11 protein-coding genes and 1 riboswitch are annotated in these 14756 nt (G+C 72.9%); all 11 genes read left to right on the plus strand.

Annotated features, from left to right (window positions below; genetic code table 11):
• The first annotated feature begins 85 nt into the window (after nt 1–85).
• The 11 genes from ACH4G3_RS26085 (at nt 86) to cobM (ending at nt 14698) form a co-directional block, all read left to right on the plus strand.
• Nucleotides 86–838 carry a lysozyme gene (locus tag ACH4G3_RS26085; RefSeq protein ID WP_397626785.1) on the plus strand — a complete coding sequence of 251 codons (753 nt, stop codon included), beginning with the start codon at nt 86–88 and terminating at the stop codon, nt 836–838.
• 145 nt (nt 839–983) lie between these two features.
• The gene (locus ACH4G3_RS26090; RefSeq protein ID WP_397626786.1) at nt 984–2234 is read left to right on the plus strand and encodes an inorganic phosphate transporter; all 1251 of its coding nucleotides are present in this window, start codon (nt 984–986) and stop codon (nt 2232–2234) included.
• A 34-nt stretch (nt 2235–2268) separates the two neighbouring features.
• Nucleotides 2269–2490, plus strand: a complete 222-nt coding sequence (locus tag ACH4G3_RS26095) for a hypothetical protein (RefSeq protein WP_397626787.1) — start codon at nt 2269–2271, stop codon at nt 2488–2490.
• A 143-nt stretch (nt 2491–2633) separates the two neighbouring features.
• Nucleotides 2634–2772: riboswitch (cobalamin riboswitch) on the plus strand.
• A gap of 101 nt (nt 2773–2873) precedes the next feature.
• Nucleotides 2874–3818 (plus strand): cobalamin biosynthesis protein, encoded by a 945-nt coding sequence (locus ACH4G3_RS26100; protein ID WP_397626788.1) that lies wholly within the window; start codon nt 2874–2876, stop codon nt 3816–3818.
• On the plus strand, nt 3815–5365 hold the full coding sequence (locus ACH4G3_RS26105) for a cobyric acid synthase (protein WP_397626789.1): 1551 nt from the start codon (nt 3815–3817) through the stop codon (nt 5363–5365). Before ACH4G3_RS26100 ends, ACH4G3_RS26105 begins: the two co-directional genes overlap by 4 nt.
• Nucleotides 5362–9018, plus strand: a complete 3657-nt coding sequence (gene cobN, locus ACH4G3_RS26110; RefSeq protein ID WP_397626790.1) for a cobaltochelatase subunit CobN — start codon at nt 5362–5364, stop codon at nt 9016–9018. The genes ACH4G3_RS26105 and cobN overlap by 4 nt, the downstream gene beginning before the upstream one ends.
• Nucleotides 9015–11030 (plus strand): putative cobaltochelatase, encoded by a 2016-nt coding sequence (locus ACH4G3_RS26115; RefSeq protein WP_397626791.1) that lies wholly within the window; start codon nt 9015–9017, stop codon nt 11028–11030. The genes cobN and ACH4G3_RS26115 overlap by 4 nt, the downstream gene beginning before the upstream one ends.
• Nucleotides 11030–11629, plus strand: a complete 600-nt coding sequence (gene cobO / locus ACH4G3_RS26120; protein ID WP_086565657.1) for a cob(I)yrinic acid a,c-diamide adenosyltransferase — start codon at nt 11030–11032, stop codon at nt 11627–11629. The genes ACH4G3_RS26115 and cobO overlap by 1 nt, the downstream gene beginning before the upstream one ends.
• The gene (locus ACH4G3_RS26125; RefSeq protein ID WP_397626792.1) at nt 11629–13095 is read left to right on the plus strand and encodes a cobyrinic acid a,c-diamide synthase CobB; all 1467 of its coding nucleotides are present in this window, start codon (nt 11629–11631) and stop codon (nt 13093–13095) included. Before cobO ends, ACH4G3_RS26125 begins: the two co-directional genes overlap by 1 nt.
• Entirely contained in the window at nt 13092–13823 is a 732-nt protein-coding gene (cobI, locus tag ACH4G3_RS26130) for a precorrin-2 C(20)-methyltransferase (protein WP_397626793.1), read from the plus strand. The genes ACH4G3_RS26125 and cobI overlap by 4 nt, the downstream gene beginning before the upstream one ends.
• A 56-nt stretch (nt 13824–13879) precedes the next feature.
• The gene (gene cobM, locus ACH4G3_RS26135) at nt 13880–14698 is read left to right on the plus strand and encodes a precorrin-4 C(11)-methyltransferase (RefSeq protein WP_397626794.1); all 819 of its coding nucleotides are present in this window, start codon (nt 13880–13882) and stop codon (nt 14696–14698) included.
• Nucleotides 14699–14756 lie beyond the last annotated feature (58 nt).

Genomic DNA, 14756 nt, shown 5'->3' on the forward strand with positions numbered 1-14756 from the left:
CTTGGCCGGAGATCTCCGGGCATTCAACGACCTTCCAGTACTCTCTGGGGGATTTGCCGTGCACGTCGCCATTCCGGGGGGAACCATGGCCCGTGACCGCATACCGTTCCGACACCGAGCCCGATGGCTCGCCGCGTACGCGGCGGCACTCGCGCTGGGAGGCACCGCCCTCGCCGAGGCTCCCGCCTCGGGGGCGAGCCGCCCGAAGGGACACGACGTCTCGTCGCACCAGAAGAACATCGACTGGCAGGGCGCGAAGGCGAAAGGCGCCAGGTTCGTCTACGTCAAAGCGACGGAGTCCACGACCTACCGCAACCCCTACTTCGGCCGGCAGTACAACGGCTCGCGCACGGCGGGTCTCGTCCGCGGCGCCTACCACTTCGCGGTGCCCGACAGGTCGTCGGGCCAGGCGCAGGCGGCGCATTTCGTACGCAATGGCGGCGGCTGGACCGCGGACGGCTGGACGCTGCCGCCCGCGCTCGACATCGAGTACAACCCGTACGACAAGAAGCACAAGTGCTACGGCCTGAGCAGGGCGAGGATGGTCGGCTGGATCAGGTCGTTCAGCGACGAGGTCGAGCGGCTCACCGGACGCCGCCCGGTGATCTACACGACCACCCACTGGTGGAACACCTGCACGGGCGGCAGCCGCGCCTTCGCCGCCGACCACCCCCTGTGGATAGCCCGTTACGACGCCGCGAGCGCGGGCACCCTGCCGGCCGGCTGGTCCTCGTGGACCTTCTGGCAGTACGACAACGGATCGGGGACCCTGCCGGGTGATCAGAACCTGTTCGACGGGTCACTCGATCGGCTGAAACAGTTCGCGCGCGGCGCCTAGCCTTCGGGGGCGTGGGGAGCCTCACAGCAGGGCGGAACGGTAACCCTCGGTCGTGGACATCCCAGCGCCCCTCCCAGTTCATCTTCCGTTCACTCAGGTTACCTACGTTCGTCCGGCCAACGACCTCGAACGATTGCCTGGGTAAATGGAAAGCTTCTCGCTGATCCTCGCGATTGTGGTGGTAACCGCACTCGCGTTCGATTTCACGAACGGTTTCCACGACACCGCGAACGCGATGGCCACGACCATTTCCACGGGCGCCATGAGACCCAAGGTCGCAGTGGCCATGTCCGCGGTCCTGAACCTGGTCGGCGCCTTCCTGTCCGTGGAAGTCGCCAACACGATCTCCAAAGGCCTCGTCGACGAGGCCGGCATCCGTCCCGAGGTCATCTTCGCGGCCTTGGTCGGCGCGATCCTCTGGAACCTGCTGACCTGGCTGGTGGGCCTGCCGTCCAGTTCCTCGCACGCCCTTATGGGCGGCCTGATCGGCGCCACGATCGCCTCGGCGGGCGTCGGCGCGGTGCACGGTGACGTCCTGGTCACCAAGGTGCTGATCCCGGCGATCGCCGCCCCGGTGGTCGCGGGCATCGCGGCACTGCTCGCCACCCGGCTGACGTACTCCCTCGGCAAGAAGGCCGACGGCAAGGCCTCCGAGAAGGGCTACCGGGCGGGCCAGATCGCCTCGGCGGGTCTGGTCTCGCTGGCCCACGGCACCAACGACGCCCAGAAGACGATGGGTGTCATCACCCTCGCCCTGGTCGCCGGCGGCGCCGTCGCCCCCGACTCCGACCCGCCCATGTGGGTCATCCTCTCGGCGGGTCTCGCGATCGCGCTCGGCACGTACCTCGGCGGCTGGCGCATCATTCGCACCATGGGCAAGGGCCTGACCGACCTCCAGCCGCAGCAGGGCTTCGCCGCCCAGACCAGCGCGGCCACGGTCATCCTGGCCTCCTCGCACATCGGCTTCTCCCTGTCCACCACCCACTCCGTGTCCGGCTCGGTGATGGGCGCGGGGCTCGGCCGCAAGGGCGGCGTCGTCCGCTGGTCGACGGCGACGCGGATGTTCGTCGCGTGGGGTCTGACGCTGCCGGCGGCGGCCCTGGTGGGCGCGCTCGCCGAGTACGTCACCGGCTTCGGCAGCTGGGGCACCGCGGTGGTCGCCGTCTTCCTCGTCGCCTCCAGCGCGGCGATCTGGAAGATCTCGCGGCGTGAGGTCGTCGACCACACCAACGTCAACGACGCCGACGTGGCGGAGCCGGCCGGTGTGGTCACCACGGCGATGGCCGCGGTGACCCCGCCTCCGGCGGGCGGCACGGCCACGGACGGGCCGAGCGTCACGATCCCGGCGCAGGCCTCGGCCGAACGCGAGCCCTCCACCACGACCACCCCGGTCTGACCCCGCCCACTCGGTTACAAGGAGAACCTCTGCCATGAAGATCGACTGGGCGGCCCTCGGCGCCGTCTTCGGTGTCAGCCTCGTGGTCACCGTGGCCCTGGTGGCCCTGTTCACCCTCGGCATCACCGGCCTGTCCCGCCACGAGCGGGCGGCCGCGGAGGGCGGGTCCGCGGGGCTCGCGGTGACGGGCGCGTACGCGTGCTTCGCGGCGTGTGCGGCTGCCGTGGGATACGGGATCTATCTGATCGTGGCCTGATCACGATCGACTCCGCCGGGCGGTACGGGACTTGGGTCCCGTACCGCCCGGTCGTCGTGTGGCGGGGGGACACCAACTCGGTGTCAGAGCGGCGGTGTGGGCTTCTCCACACTCTCCCCTCGCAGGTCAACGGCAAGTTGACGGCCGTTCCCGGCCGTGGTGGACTGCCGGGGCCAGTACGGCGGCAGGAGAGGAAGCCGGTGCGAGTCCGGCGCGGTCCCGCCACTGTCACCGGGGTAGCAATCCCCGGGAGCCAGGAACTCTCACCGCCGGTCTAGTCGAACCAGGGCGTGGACACCCTGAGTGAGGACATATCGCCATGCGCGGCTGCCGATCGAGGTTCAGTACCCCACCCCTGCCCGCCCCTGCGGCCGGCTGAGCCCATGGGTGCCGGTCGCGTCTTCGCGTACGGCGCCGCCGCCGGTCTGATCGGTGACCTGCTGCTCGGCGATCCCCGCCGGGGGCATCCGGTCGCCGTGTTCGGACGGACCGCGGGCGCCGTGGAACGGGTGTTGTGGCGGGACCACCGGGGGTGGGGCGCGCTGCACACCGTGGTGTGCGCCGGAGGTGCCGTCGCGCTCGGGGGCGCCGCCGCGCGTGCCGTGCGGGACTCCGCCGCCGCGTCCGTCGCGCTGACGGCTGCCGCCACCTGGGCCGTGCTCGGGGGGACTTCGCTCGCGCGGGAGGCCCGGGCCATCGGGCGTGCCCTGGAGGCGGGGGACGTCGAGGGGGCCCGGGCGCGGCTGCCGCATCTGTGCGGGCGGGATCCACAGGCGCTCGACGCCGACGGGATCGCCCGGGCCGTGGTCGAGTCCGTCGCGGAGAACACCTCCGATGCGGTCGTGGGGGCGCTCGTGTGGGGGGCCGTCGGTGGTGTGCCGGGGCTCGTCGGGTTCCGGGCCGTCAACACCCTCGACGCCATGGTCGGGCACAAGTCGGCGCGGTACCGGCGCTACGGGTGGGCCTCCGCGCGGCTGGACGATCTCGCGGGCTGGCCCGGGGCCCGGCTGACCGCCGTGCTCGCGGTCCTGGCAGGAGACGATCCACGGGGAGCGGCGCGGGCCTGGCGTGCCGACGCCGACCGGCATCCGAGCCCCAACGCCGGGCCTGTGGAGGCCTCGTTCGCGGGGGCGCTCGGGGTGCGGCTGGGCGGGACGCTGTCGTACGGCGGGCGCGTCGAGCACCGGCCCGTGCTCAACGGGGCGGCCGGTCGCGCCGTCCGCACCCGGGACATCGAACGGGCCGTACGGCTGTCCAGGCGTGTCGGCTGGCTCGCGCTCGGCGTCTGTGTCGCCGCGCGCCGCATCGCGAAAGGGCGTACGTCATGACGGGCGGTGGACTTCTCGTCGCCGGTACCACCTCCGACGCCGGCAAGAGCGTCGTGACCGCCGGGATCTGCCGGTGGCTGGTGCGACAGGGCGTCAAGGTGGCGCCCTTCAAGGCGCAGAACATGTCCCTCAACTCCTTCGTGACGAAGGAAGGCGCCGAGATCGGGCGCGCGCAGGCCATGCAGGCGCAGGCCTGCCGCGTCGAGCCGACCGCGCTGATGAACCCGGTGCTGCTCAAGCCCGGTGGCGAGCGCAGCAGTCAGGTCGTGCTGCTGGGCAAGCCGGTCGGGGAGCTGAGCGCACGCGGGTACCACGGCGGACGGCAGCAGCAGCTGCTCGGGACCGTGCTGGACTGCCTGGAGCAGTTGCGGGGCACGTATGACGCGGTGATCTGTGAGGGGGCGGGCAGTCCCGCCGAGATCAATCTGCGGCGGACCGACATCGTCAACATGGGGATCGCCCGGGGCGCCGGGCTCCCCGTGCTCGTCGTCGGCGACATCGACCGGGGCGGTGTCTTCGCCTCGTTCTTCGGGACCGTGGCGCTGCTGTCGCGCGAGGACCAGAGTTGCGTCGCCGGGTTCCTCGTCAACAAGTTCCGGGGGGACGTCTCCCTGCTGGAGCCGGGGCTCGACATGTTGCTCGGCCTCACCGGGCGGCGTACGTACGGCGTCCTGCCCTTCCGGCACGGGCTGGGGATCGACGAGGAGGACGGGATGGGGGTCCCCCCTGCTCGAGCGGAGTCGAGAGCTTGGGGGAGTGTCTCCCTGCGGGGGACGGTCCGGGAGTCCGTCGTCGCCCCGCCGGTCGGCGAGGACGTGCTGCGCGTCGCCGTGTGCGCTGTTCCGCTCATGTCCAACTTCACGGACGTGGACGCGCTGGCCGCCGAACCCGGAGTCGTGGTGCGGTTCGTGGACCGGCCCGAGGAACTCGCCGACGCCGACCTCGTCATCGTGCCCGGGACCCGAGGGACCGTCCGTGCCCTGGAGTGGCTCCGGGAGCGCGGACTGGCCGACGCGCTCGTGCGCAGGGCCGCCGAGCAGCGGCCCGTCCTCGGGATCTGCGGCGGCTTCCAGATCCTCGGCGAGCACATCGAGGACGACGTGGAGAGCCGCCGGGGTCATGTCGAGGGGCTCGGGGTCCTGCCCGTGCGGGTGCGGTTCGCCCGCGAGAAGACCCTGACGCGGCCGGAGGGCGAGGCCCTCGGGGAGCGCGTGGAGGGCTACGAGATCCATCACGGGGTCGCCGACGTCACCGGCGGCACTCCCTTCCTGGACGGCTGCCGGGTCGGCCAGACCTGGGGCACGCACTGGCACGGCTCGCTGGAGTCGGACGGCTTCCGGCGGGCCTTCCTGCGCGAGGTGGCCGCCGCCGCTGGGCGTCGCTTCGTACCGGCGCCGGACACCTCGTTCGCCGCGCTGCGCGAGGAGCAGCTCGACCGGCTCGGGGACCTGATCGAACAGCACGCGGACACGGACGCGCTGTGGCGGCTCATCGAGTCTGGCGCACCGCGAGGACTGCCCTTCATTCCACCGGGAGCACCCGCATGAGCACTGTGTTGTTGTTGTCGACCGCCGACACGGACCTGCTGGCGGCCCGGGCGGCCTCCGGTGCCTCGTACCGGATCGGCAACCCGACCCGCGTGGATGTCCAGGAGGAGCTTCCGGCTCTCCTCGACGGCGCGGACATCGCCGTCGTACGGCTGCTCGGCGGCAAGCGGGCCTGGGAGGACGGGCTCGCCGCGCTGAAGGCCTCGGGCGTCCCGACCGTGCTGCTGGGCGGCGAGGCGGTGCCCGACGCGGAGCTGATGGCCGAGTCGTCGGTGCCGGCCGGTGTCGTCGCGGAGGCGCTGAAGTACCTCGTGGAGGGCGGGCCGCCCAACCTCACCGAGCTGGCGCGGTTCCTGTCCGACACCGTGCTGCTCACGGGCGAGGGGTTCGCCGCGCCCCAGCGGATGCCGGAGTACGGCGTCCGCGGCGAGCGCGCGCAGGTCGAGGGCCGGCCGACCGTCGGCGTGCTCTTCTACCGGGCGCACGAGCTGAGCGGCAACACCGCCTTCGTGGACTCCCTGTGCGACGCGATCGAGGCGCGGGGCGCCAACGTGCTTCCCGTGTACTGCGGTTCGCTGCGCGGGGCCGACGCGGGGCTGTACGAGATCCTCGGGCGGGCGGACGCGCTCGTCGCCACCGTCCTCGCCGCCGGCGGCACCCACGCCTCGCAGGCCTCGGCGGGCGGTGACGAGGAGTCCTGGGACATCGGCGCCCTCGCCGAGCTGAACATCCCCGTGCTGCAGGGGCTGTGCCTGACGTCCTCGCGGCGCGCCTGGGAGGCGTCCGACGCCGCCCTCTCCCCCATGGACGCCGCGATGCAGGTGGCGATCCCGGAGTTCGACGGGCGGCTGATCACCGTGCCGTTCTCGTTCAAGGAACAGGGTGCGGACGATGTGCCCGTGTACGTCGCCGACCCGGAGCGGGCCGCGCGGGTCGCCGGGATCGCCGTACGGCACGCACGGTTGAAGCACAAGGCGAACGCCGAGAAGAGGCTCGCGCTCGTCTTCACCGCGTACCCGACCAAGCACTCGCGGGTCGGCAACGCCGTCGGGCTCGACACCCCGGCCTCGGCCGTGCGGGTGCTGGACGCCCTCAAGGACGCCGGGTACGGCCTCACCGAGTACCCGGACCACGGCGACGAGCTGATCCACCGGCTCATCGCGGCCGGCGGGCACGACGTGGAGTGGCTGACGGACGAGCAGCTGGCAGCCGCGCCCGCGCGGGTGCCGCTGGCGGACTACCGGGCGTGGTTCGACAAGCTCGACCCGGAGCTGCGGGACGCCATGACCGAGGCGTGGGGCGAGCCGCCGGGCAGCCTCTACGTCGACGGGGACGACATCGTGCTGGCGTCCCTGCAGTTCGGGAACGTCGTGGTGATGATCCAGCCGCCGCGCGGCTTCGGCGAGAACCCGATCGCGATCTACCACGACCCGGACATGCCGCCGTCCCACCACTACCTGGCGGCCTACCGCTGGCTGGAGAACAGTTTCGGCGCGGACGCGATCGTGCACATGGGCAAGCACGGCACGCTGGAGTGGCTGCCCGGCAAGGGCCTCGGGCTCAGCGGCGGGTGCGCCCCGGACGCCGTGCTCGGGGAGCTGCCGCTGATCTACCCGTTCATCGTCAACGACCCGGGCGAGGGCACCCAGGCCAAGCGGCGCGGGCACGCCACGGTCGTCGACCACCTGGTGCCGCCGATGGCCCGCGCCGACACCTACGGCGACCTGGCGAAGCTGGAGCAGCTCCTGGACGAGTACGCGCTCGTCTCCGACCTGGACCCGGCGAAGGCCCCGGCCGTGCGCGCGCAGATCTGGACCCTCGTGAAGGCCGCCGAGCTCCATCACGACCTGCATGTCGACGAGCAGCCGGACGACGAGGCGTTCGACGAGTTCGTCATGCACATCGACGGCTATCTGTGCGAGATCAAGGACGTGCAGATCCGCGACGGCCTGCACATCCTGGGCGGCGGCCCGGTCGGCGAGCCACGCGTCAACCTCGTGCTCGCGGTGCTGCGCGCCTCGCAGGTGTGGGGCGGTCGGGCCGACGCGCTGCCGGGGCTCCGGGCGGCGCTGGCGGAGCACTTCGGGCTGGTGGAGAAGGAGCTGCTGGCCGAGCCGGGCGCTCCCGAGAAGGTCCCCGCGGAGCTGACGGAGCTGGTGGCGGGCCCGGCGCGCACCGCCGCCGACGCGATCGACCTGCTGGAGCAGTTGTGCCGGCGGATCGCGGAGGGCATGGAGGAGCGCGGCTGGGCGGTCGCCGAGGCCCCGGCACTGGTCCGGGAGGTGCTCGGCGGGGACGTCGCCGACGCCGTGGCGGTGCTGGAGTTCGCCTGCACGGAGGTCGTGCCGCGGCTGGCCAGGACCACCGACGAGATCGGCCACATCCTGCGGGCCCTGGACGGCGGTTACGTCCCGGCGGGTCCCTCCGGCTCGCCGACCCGCGGCCTGGTCAACGTCCTGCCGACGGGACGCAACTTCTACTCCGTCGACCCGAAGGCGATCCCGTCCCGGCTGAGCTGGGAGGTCGGGCAGTCGCTCGCGGACTCGCTGGTGCAGCGGTATCTGACCGACACGGGCGAGTACCCGAAGTCCGTCGGCCTGACGGTGTGGGGGACCTCGGCGATGCGCACCCAGGGCGACGACATCGCCGAGATCCTCGCGCTGCTGGGCTGCCGGCCGGTGTGGGACGACGCCTCGCGCCGGGTGACCGGGTTCGAGGTGATCCCCCCGGAGGAGCTCGGCCGGCCGCGCATCGACGTGACGGTCCGGATCTCCGGCTTCTTCCGGGACGCGTTCCCGCACGTGGTGGGGCTGATCGACGACGCCGTCCGCAAGGTCGCCGAGCTGGACGAGCCCGCCGAGCAGAACTACGTCCGGGCGCACGCCGACGAGGACACCGCCGAGCACGGCGACCGGCGCCGGGCGACCGCCCGGATCTTCGGGTCCAAGCCGGGGGCGTACGGGGCCGGTCTGCTGCCGCTGATCGACGCCCGCAACTGGCGCTCCGACGCGGACCTCGCCGAGGTGTACGCGGTGTGGGGCGGCTACGCCTACGGGCGGGGGCTCGACGGGCGGGCCGCGCGCGGCGACATGGAGACGGCGTTCCGGCGGATCGCGGTCGCCGCGAAGAACGTCGACACGCGTGAGCACGACCTCGTCGACGCCGACGACTACTTCCAGTACCACGGCGGCATGGTCGCCATGGTCCGCCATCTGACGGGCGCGAGCCCCGAGGCGTACGTCGGCGACTCTGCCACCCCGGACCAGGTGAAGACCCGCACGCTGGGCGAGGAGACGCACCGGGTGTTCCGCGCCCGCGTGGTCAACCCGCGCTGGATGGCGGCCATGCGGCGGCACGGCTACAAGGGCGCCTTCGAGATGGCCGCGACGGTGGACTACCTGTTCGGGTACGACGCCACGGCCGGGGTCGTGGACGACTGGATGTACGAGAAACTCAGCGCCGAGTACGTCTTCGACCCGGAGAACCGGGAGTTCATGAAGACGTCCAACCCGTGGGCGCTGCGCGGCATCACCGAGCGGCTGCTGGAGGCCGCCGATCGCGGACTGTGGGCGGAGCCGGACGCGGAGACGCTGGACCGGCTGCGTGCCACGTACCTGGAGCTCGAAGGCGACTTGGAAGGTGACGACAAGTGAGCACCCCGTTCCCGTTCACGGCCGTGGTGGGCCAGGACGACCTGCGGCTAGCGCTGCTGCTGAACGCCGTGTCGCCGGCGGTCGGCGGTGTGCTGGTGCGCGGTGAGAAGGGCACCGCCAAGTCGACGGCCGTGCGGGCTCTGTCCGCGCTCATGCCGGAGGTGGACGTCGTCCCGGAGTGCCGCTTCTCCTGCGCCCCCTCCGCCCCCGACCCCGCCTGCCCCGACGGGCCGCACGCGCCGGGTACCGCCGGGCATGCCCGTCCGGCCCGGATGGTCGAACTGCCCGTCGGTGCCTCGGAGGACCGGCTGGTGGGCGCGCTGGACATCGAGCGGGCGCTGTCGGAGGGCGTGAAGGCCTTCGAGCCTGGCCTGCTCGCCGCCGCGCACCGCGGCATCCTCTACGTGGACGAGGTCAACCTCCTCCACGACCACTTGGTCGACCTGCTGCTGGACGCGGCCGCGATGGGCGCCTCGTACGTGGAACGCGAGGGCGTCTCCGTACGGCACGCGGCCCGCTTCCTGCTCGTCGGCACCATGAACCCCGAAGAGGGCGAGCTGCGGCCGCAGTTGCTCGACCGGTTCGGGCTGACCGTGGAGGTCGCGGCCTCGCGGGAGCCCGAGCAGCGGGTGGAGGTCGTCAGGCGGCGGCTCGCCTACGACGCCGATCCGGACGGTTTCGCGGCCCGGTGGGCGGACGAGGAGGCCGACGTACGGGCGCGGATCGTCGCGGCACGGGAGCTGCTGCCGTCGGTGCGGCTGGGCGACGGGGCGCTGCGGCAGATCGCGGCGACCTGCGCGGCCTTCGAGGTGGACGGCATGCGCGCCGACATCGTGATGGCGCGGACGGCGACGGCGCTGGCGGCCTGGGCGGGGCGTACGGACGTGCTCGCGGAGGACGTCCGGCAGGCCGCGCTGCTCGCGCTGCCGCACCGCCGGCGGCGCAATCCCTTCGACGCGCCGGGTCTTGACGAGGACAAGCTGGACGAGACCCTGGAGGAGTTCTCCGGGGACGACGACCCGGACCCGGACCCCGACCAGGGGCCGGACGGGCCCGACGGAGGCGGCGGGGGCGGCGGACAGCCGGAGCCCGACGAGGGCCCCCAGGGCGATGACACCGGGGCTCCGCCCGAGGCCGGGGAGAGCGGGCAGCCGCAGCCGTCGGGCGCCGGTGAGCAGTCGGCCGTACGGGCTGCCGAGCCGTTCCGGACCAAGGTGCTGAGCGTGCCCGGGATCGGCGAAGGCGCCGCCGGGCGGCGTTCGCGGGCGCGCACCGAGCACGGGCGGACGACCGGGTCCCGGCGGCCGCGGGGCGCGCTCACCAAGCTGCACCTGGCGGCGACCGTGCAGGCTGCGGCACCGCACCAGCGGGCGCGCGGGCGGTCCGGGCCGGGTCTTGTGGTGCGCCGGGACGATCTGCGGCAGGCGACCCGCGAGGGGCGCGAGGGCAACCTCGTGCTGTTCGTCGTGGACGCCTCCGGGTCGATGGCGGCGCGGCAGCGGATGAGTGCCGTGAAGGGGGCCGTGCTGTCGCTGCTGCTGGACGCCTACCAGCGGCGCGACAAGGTGGGGCTGGTGACGTTCCGGGGTTCGGGCGCGGACGTCGCGCTGCCGCCGACCTCGTCGGTGGACGCGGCGGCGGCCCGGCTGGAGTCGCTGCCGACCGGCGGGCGTACGCCGCTGGCCGCCGGGCTGCTGCGCGCGCACGACGTGCTGCGGGTGGAGCGGCTGCGGGACCCGGCACGGCGGGCGCTGGTCGTGCTGGTGACGGACGGGCGGGCCACCGGGGGCCCGGAGCCGGTCGCCCTGGCCGGGCGGGCGGCACGGCTGTTCGCGGCCGAGGGCGTCGCGTCCGTCGTCGTGGACTGCGAGTCGGGGCCGGTGCGCCTCGGGCTCGCCGGGCAGCTCGCCGGTGAGCTGGGCGGCACCGCCGTCACGCTGGACGAGCTGCGGGCCGACTCGATCGCCGGGCTGGTCAGGGATGTGCAGGGGACTTCGAGGAGGGCCGCGTAATGCCGCAGGGACAGCCGAGTGTCATTCCGGACGACGGTCTGACGACCCGACAGCGCCGGAACCGGCCGCTGGTCGTCGTGCACACGGGCGTCGGCAAGGGCAAGTCGACGGCCGCCTTCGGGCTCGCGCTCAGGGCCTGGAACCAGGGCTGGCCGATCGGGGTGTTCCAGTTCGTCAAGTCGGCGAAGTGGAAGGTCGGCGAGGAGAACGCGCTGCGTGTGCTGGGTGCCTCCGGTGAGGGCGGGTCCGTCGCCTGGCACAAGATGGGCGAGGGCTGGTCCTGGGTGCAGCGCGATGCGCAGCTCGACAACGAGGAGAAGGCCCGGGAGGGCTGGGAGCAGGTCAAGCGGGACCTGGCGGCCCAGACGTACCGGCTGTACGTGCTGGACGAGTTCGCCTACCCGATGCACTGGGGGTGGGTGGACACGGACGAGGTCGTGGACGTGCTGCGGAACCGGCCCGGTACCCAGCACGTGGTGATCACGGGGCGCAACGCTCCGGAGAAGCTCTTGGACTTCGCCGACCTGGTGACCGACATGTCCAAGGTGAAGCACCCCATGGACGCGGGGCAGAAGGGGCAGAGGGGCATCGAGTGGTGATGTCCTCGTCCGTGCCCCGGCTGGTCGTGGCCGCGCCCTCGTCGGGCAGTGGCAAGACCACCGTCGCCACCGGGCTGATGGCCGCGTTCGCCGCGCGGGGGCTCGCCGTGTCCCCGCACAAGGTCGGGCCGGACTACATCGACCCCGGGTACCACGCGCTCGCGACCGGGCGGGTGGGGCGGAACCTCGACGCGTATCTGTGCGGGCCGGAGCTGGTCGGGCCGTTGTTCCTGCACGGGGCGCGCGGGTGTGACCTGGCCGTCGTCGAGGGCGTGATGGGGCTGTACGACGGGGCCGCCGGGGAGGGGGAGCTGGCCTCCACGGCTCATGTCGCGAAGCTGTTGCGGGCGCCGGTGGTGCTGGTCGTCGACGCGTCGTCGCAGTCGCGGTCGGTGGCGGCGCTGGTGCACGGGTTCGTCTCCTGGGATCCGGAGGTGCGGGTCGGGGGCGTGATTCTGAACAAGGTCGCGTCGGACCGGCACGAGGAGATGTTGCGGGAGGCGCTGGAGCAGACGGGGGTGCCTGTGCTCGGGGTGCTGCGGCGGGCTCCGCAGGTGGACACGCCGTCGCGGCATCTGGGGCTGGTGCCGGTCGCCGAGCGGCGGGCCGAGGCCGTGGAGGCGGTTGCGGCGATGGCCGCGCAGGTCTCCGACGGTTGTGATCTCGACGGGTTGATGGGGTTGGCGCGGAGCGCGGGGGTGTTGGCGTGCGAGGCCTGGGATGCGGCTGCGGCAGTGGCTTCCTCGCCCCCGCCGCCCCTACCCGTCCCGTCCTCCAGGGGCTCCGCCCCTTCGACCCCGCCGGGGGGCTCCGCCCCCTGGACCCCCGATCGGCCTGAACGGCCTCGTCCTCAAACGCCGGACGGGCTGGTGGTCGCCGTCGCCGGCGGTGAAGCCTTCACCTTCTCCTACGCCGAGAACACCGAGCTGCTCGCCGCCGCCGGTGCCGACGTCGTGCCCTTCGATCCGCTGCGGGACGAGGAACTGCCCGAAGGGACGCGGGGGTTGGTGATCGGGGGCGGGTTCCCCGAGGTGTACGCCGCCGAGCTGTCCGCCAATGAACCCCTGCGCAAGGCCGTTGCCCACCTGGCGGAGAGCGGCGCTCCGGTGGCCGCCGAGTGTGCCGGGCTGCTGTATCTGTGCCGCGAGCTGGACGGACAGCCGATGTGCGGGGTGCTGGACGCCGGGGCGCGGATGACCGGACGGCTGACCCTGGGGTATCGGGACGCGGTGGCAGTCGGCGACAGTGTGCTCGCGGCGGCGGGGACACGGCTGCGCGGGCACGAGTTCCACCGGACCGTCGTGGAGCCCGGGGCGGGTGCCGAACCCGCCTGGGGCCTCAGGACCCCTCAGCGGCGCGTCGAGGGGTTCGTGCGGCGCGGTGTGCACGCGAGCTATCTGCACACGCACTGGGCGGCGGAGCCCGGTGTCGCCCGTCGGTTCGTGGAGAGGTGCCGGACGTCATGAGCAGCAGGCTGGTCGGGGTCGGGGTCGGGCCGGGGGATCCCGAGCTGGTGACCGTCAAGGGCGTGAACGCCCTGCGGGAAGCCGAGGTCGTCGTCGTGCCCGTCATGGACACGGGAGAGCGCGGGCGCGCCGAGGCGACCGTGCTGCACTACGTGCCCGAGGAGAAGGTCGTCCGGGTCGTGTTCGCGCTGAACGAGCGGAGCGACCGGGCGCGGCGCGAGGCGGCCTGGGACGCGGCGGGCGAGCGGGTGGCCGAGCTGCTGCGCGGGCACGGTGCCGTCGCCTTCGCGACCATCGGGGATCCCAACGTGTACTCCACGTTCACGTATCTCGCCCAGACCGTCGCCGAGCTGGTGCCGGGGACCGTCGTCGACACGGTGCCCGGGATCACCGCCATGCAGGACCTCGCCGCGCGGTCGGGTGCCGTGCTGACCGAGGGGACCGAGCCGCTCACGCTCGTGCCCGTCACGGCGGGGGCGACGGTGCTCAAGGAGGCCCTCGCCGGGCCCGGGACCGTCGTCGCCTACAAGTTCGGTCGGCAGGCGCACGAGGTCGCCGAGGCGCTGCGGGAGACCGGGCGGATCGGCGACGCGGTGTGGGGATCGGCCCTGGGGCTGACGGAGGAGTCGATCCGGCCGGCCGCCGAACTCGACGGCACTCCCCTGCCCTATCTGTCGACACTCATCTCCCCCGCGCGGCGCGACGGCGGGCGGGGCGGAAAGCTCTGACGCGCCCGCCCCTCACCCCGCCCACCGGTAACCCCCTGTACGAGAGGACCAACCCCATGGCCGACGCCCCCACCGGCAAGGTGACCTTCGTCGGTGCCGGCCCCGGCGCCGCCGACCTGCTGACGTTCCGTGCCGCGCGCGCCATCGCCGAGGCCGACGTGGTGATCTGGGCGGCGAGCCTGGTCCAGGCGGAGGTCCTCCAGCACGCGCGCGAGGACGCGGAGATCCTCGACTCGGCGGCCCTGTCCCTGGAGGACGTGGTGGCCGTGTACGAGCGGGCACGCGAAGAGGGGCTGAAGGTGGCCCGGATCCACTCCGGTGACCCCGCCCTGTGGGGCGGCACCCAGGAGCAGCTCGACCGGTGTACGGAGATCGGCCTCGCGACCGAGGTCGTGCCCGGGGTGTCCGCCTTCTCCGCCGTCGCCGCGCTCGCGCAGCGCGAGCTGACCATCCCCGAGGTCGCGCAGTCCGTCGTCCTGACCCGGCTGGGCGGGGGCAAGACGCCCATGCCGCCCGGGGAGGAGGTCCGTGAGTTCGCCAGGCACGGCACCACCATGGCGATCTTCCTCTCCGCCGCCCGCAGCGGGCAGCTGGTGCGGGAGCTGCTGGAGGGCGGTTATCCGACGACGACCCCGGTCGTGATCGCGTACCAGGCGACCTGGCCGGAGGAACTGGTCGTGAAGTGCACGATCGGCACGTTGGAGGAGACGGTCAAGGAACACAAGCTCTGGAAGCACACGCTGTTCCTCGTCGGCCCGGCGCTCGACGCGCACGGCACCCGCTCGCACCTCTACCACCCGGGCCACTTCCACGGTTACCGCAAGGCCGACCCGGAGGCCCGCAAGGCCCTGCGCGAACGGGGTGCCCGCACATGATCGTCCGGCCTCCCGTACCTGTCGGGCGCAGGGAAGACATCGCAGAAGGAGTCGCTCA

The organism is Streptomyces afghaniensis, assembly GCF_044327915.1.
GTDB lineage: Bacteria > Actinomycetota > Actinomycetes > Streptomycetales > Streptomycetaceae > Streptomyces > Streptomyces afghaniensis.

What these genes read in the sequence shown, in the direction of transcription:
- ACH4G3_RS26085 (WP_397626785.1), top strand. Translation starts at nt 86, where the DNA reads ATGGCCCGTGACCGCATACCGTTCCGACACCGAGCCCGATGGCTCGCC.
- ACH4G3_RS26090 (WP_397626786.1), top strand. Translation starts at nt 984, where the DNA reads ATGGAAAGCTTCTCGCTGATCCTCGCGATTGTGGTGGTAACCGCACTC.
- ACH4G3_RS26095 (WP_397626787.1), top strand. Translation starts at nt 2,269, where the DNA reads ATGAAGATCGACTGGGCGGCCCTCGGCGCCGTCTTCGGTGTCAGCCTC.
- ACH4G3_RS26100 (WP_397626788.1), top strand. Translation starts at nt 2,874, where the DNA reads ATGGGTGCCGGTCGCGTCTTCGCGTACGGCGCCGCCGCCGGTCTGATC.
- ACH4G3_RS26105 (WP_397626789.1), top strand. Translation starts at nt 3,815, where the DNA reads ATGACGGGCGGTGGACTTCTCGTCGCCGGTACCACCTCCGACGCCGGC.
- cobN (WP_397626790.1), top strand. Translation starts at nt 5,362, where the DNA reads ATGAGCACTGTGTTGTTGTTGTCGACCGCCGACACGGACCTGCTGGCG.
- cobO (WP_086565657.1), top strand. Translation starts at nt 11,030, where the DNA reads ATGCCGCAGGGACAGCCGAGTGTCATTCCGGACGACGGTCTGACGACC.
- ACH4G3_RS26125 (WP_397626792.1), top strand. Translation starts at nt 11,629, where the DNA reads ATGTCCTCGTCCGTGCCCCGGCTGGTCGTGGCCGCGCCCTCGTCGGGC.
- cobI (WP_397626793.1), top strand. Translation starts at nt 13,092, where the DNA reads ATGAGCAGCAGGCTGGTCGGGGTCGGGGTCGGGCCGGGGGATCCCGAG.
- cobM (WP_397626794.1), top strand. Translation starts at nt 13,880, where the DNA reads ATGGCCGACGCCCCCACCGGCAAGGTGACCTTCGTCGGTGCCGGCCCC.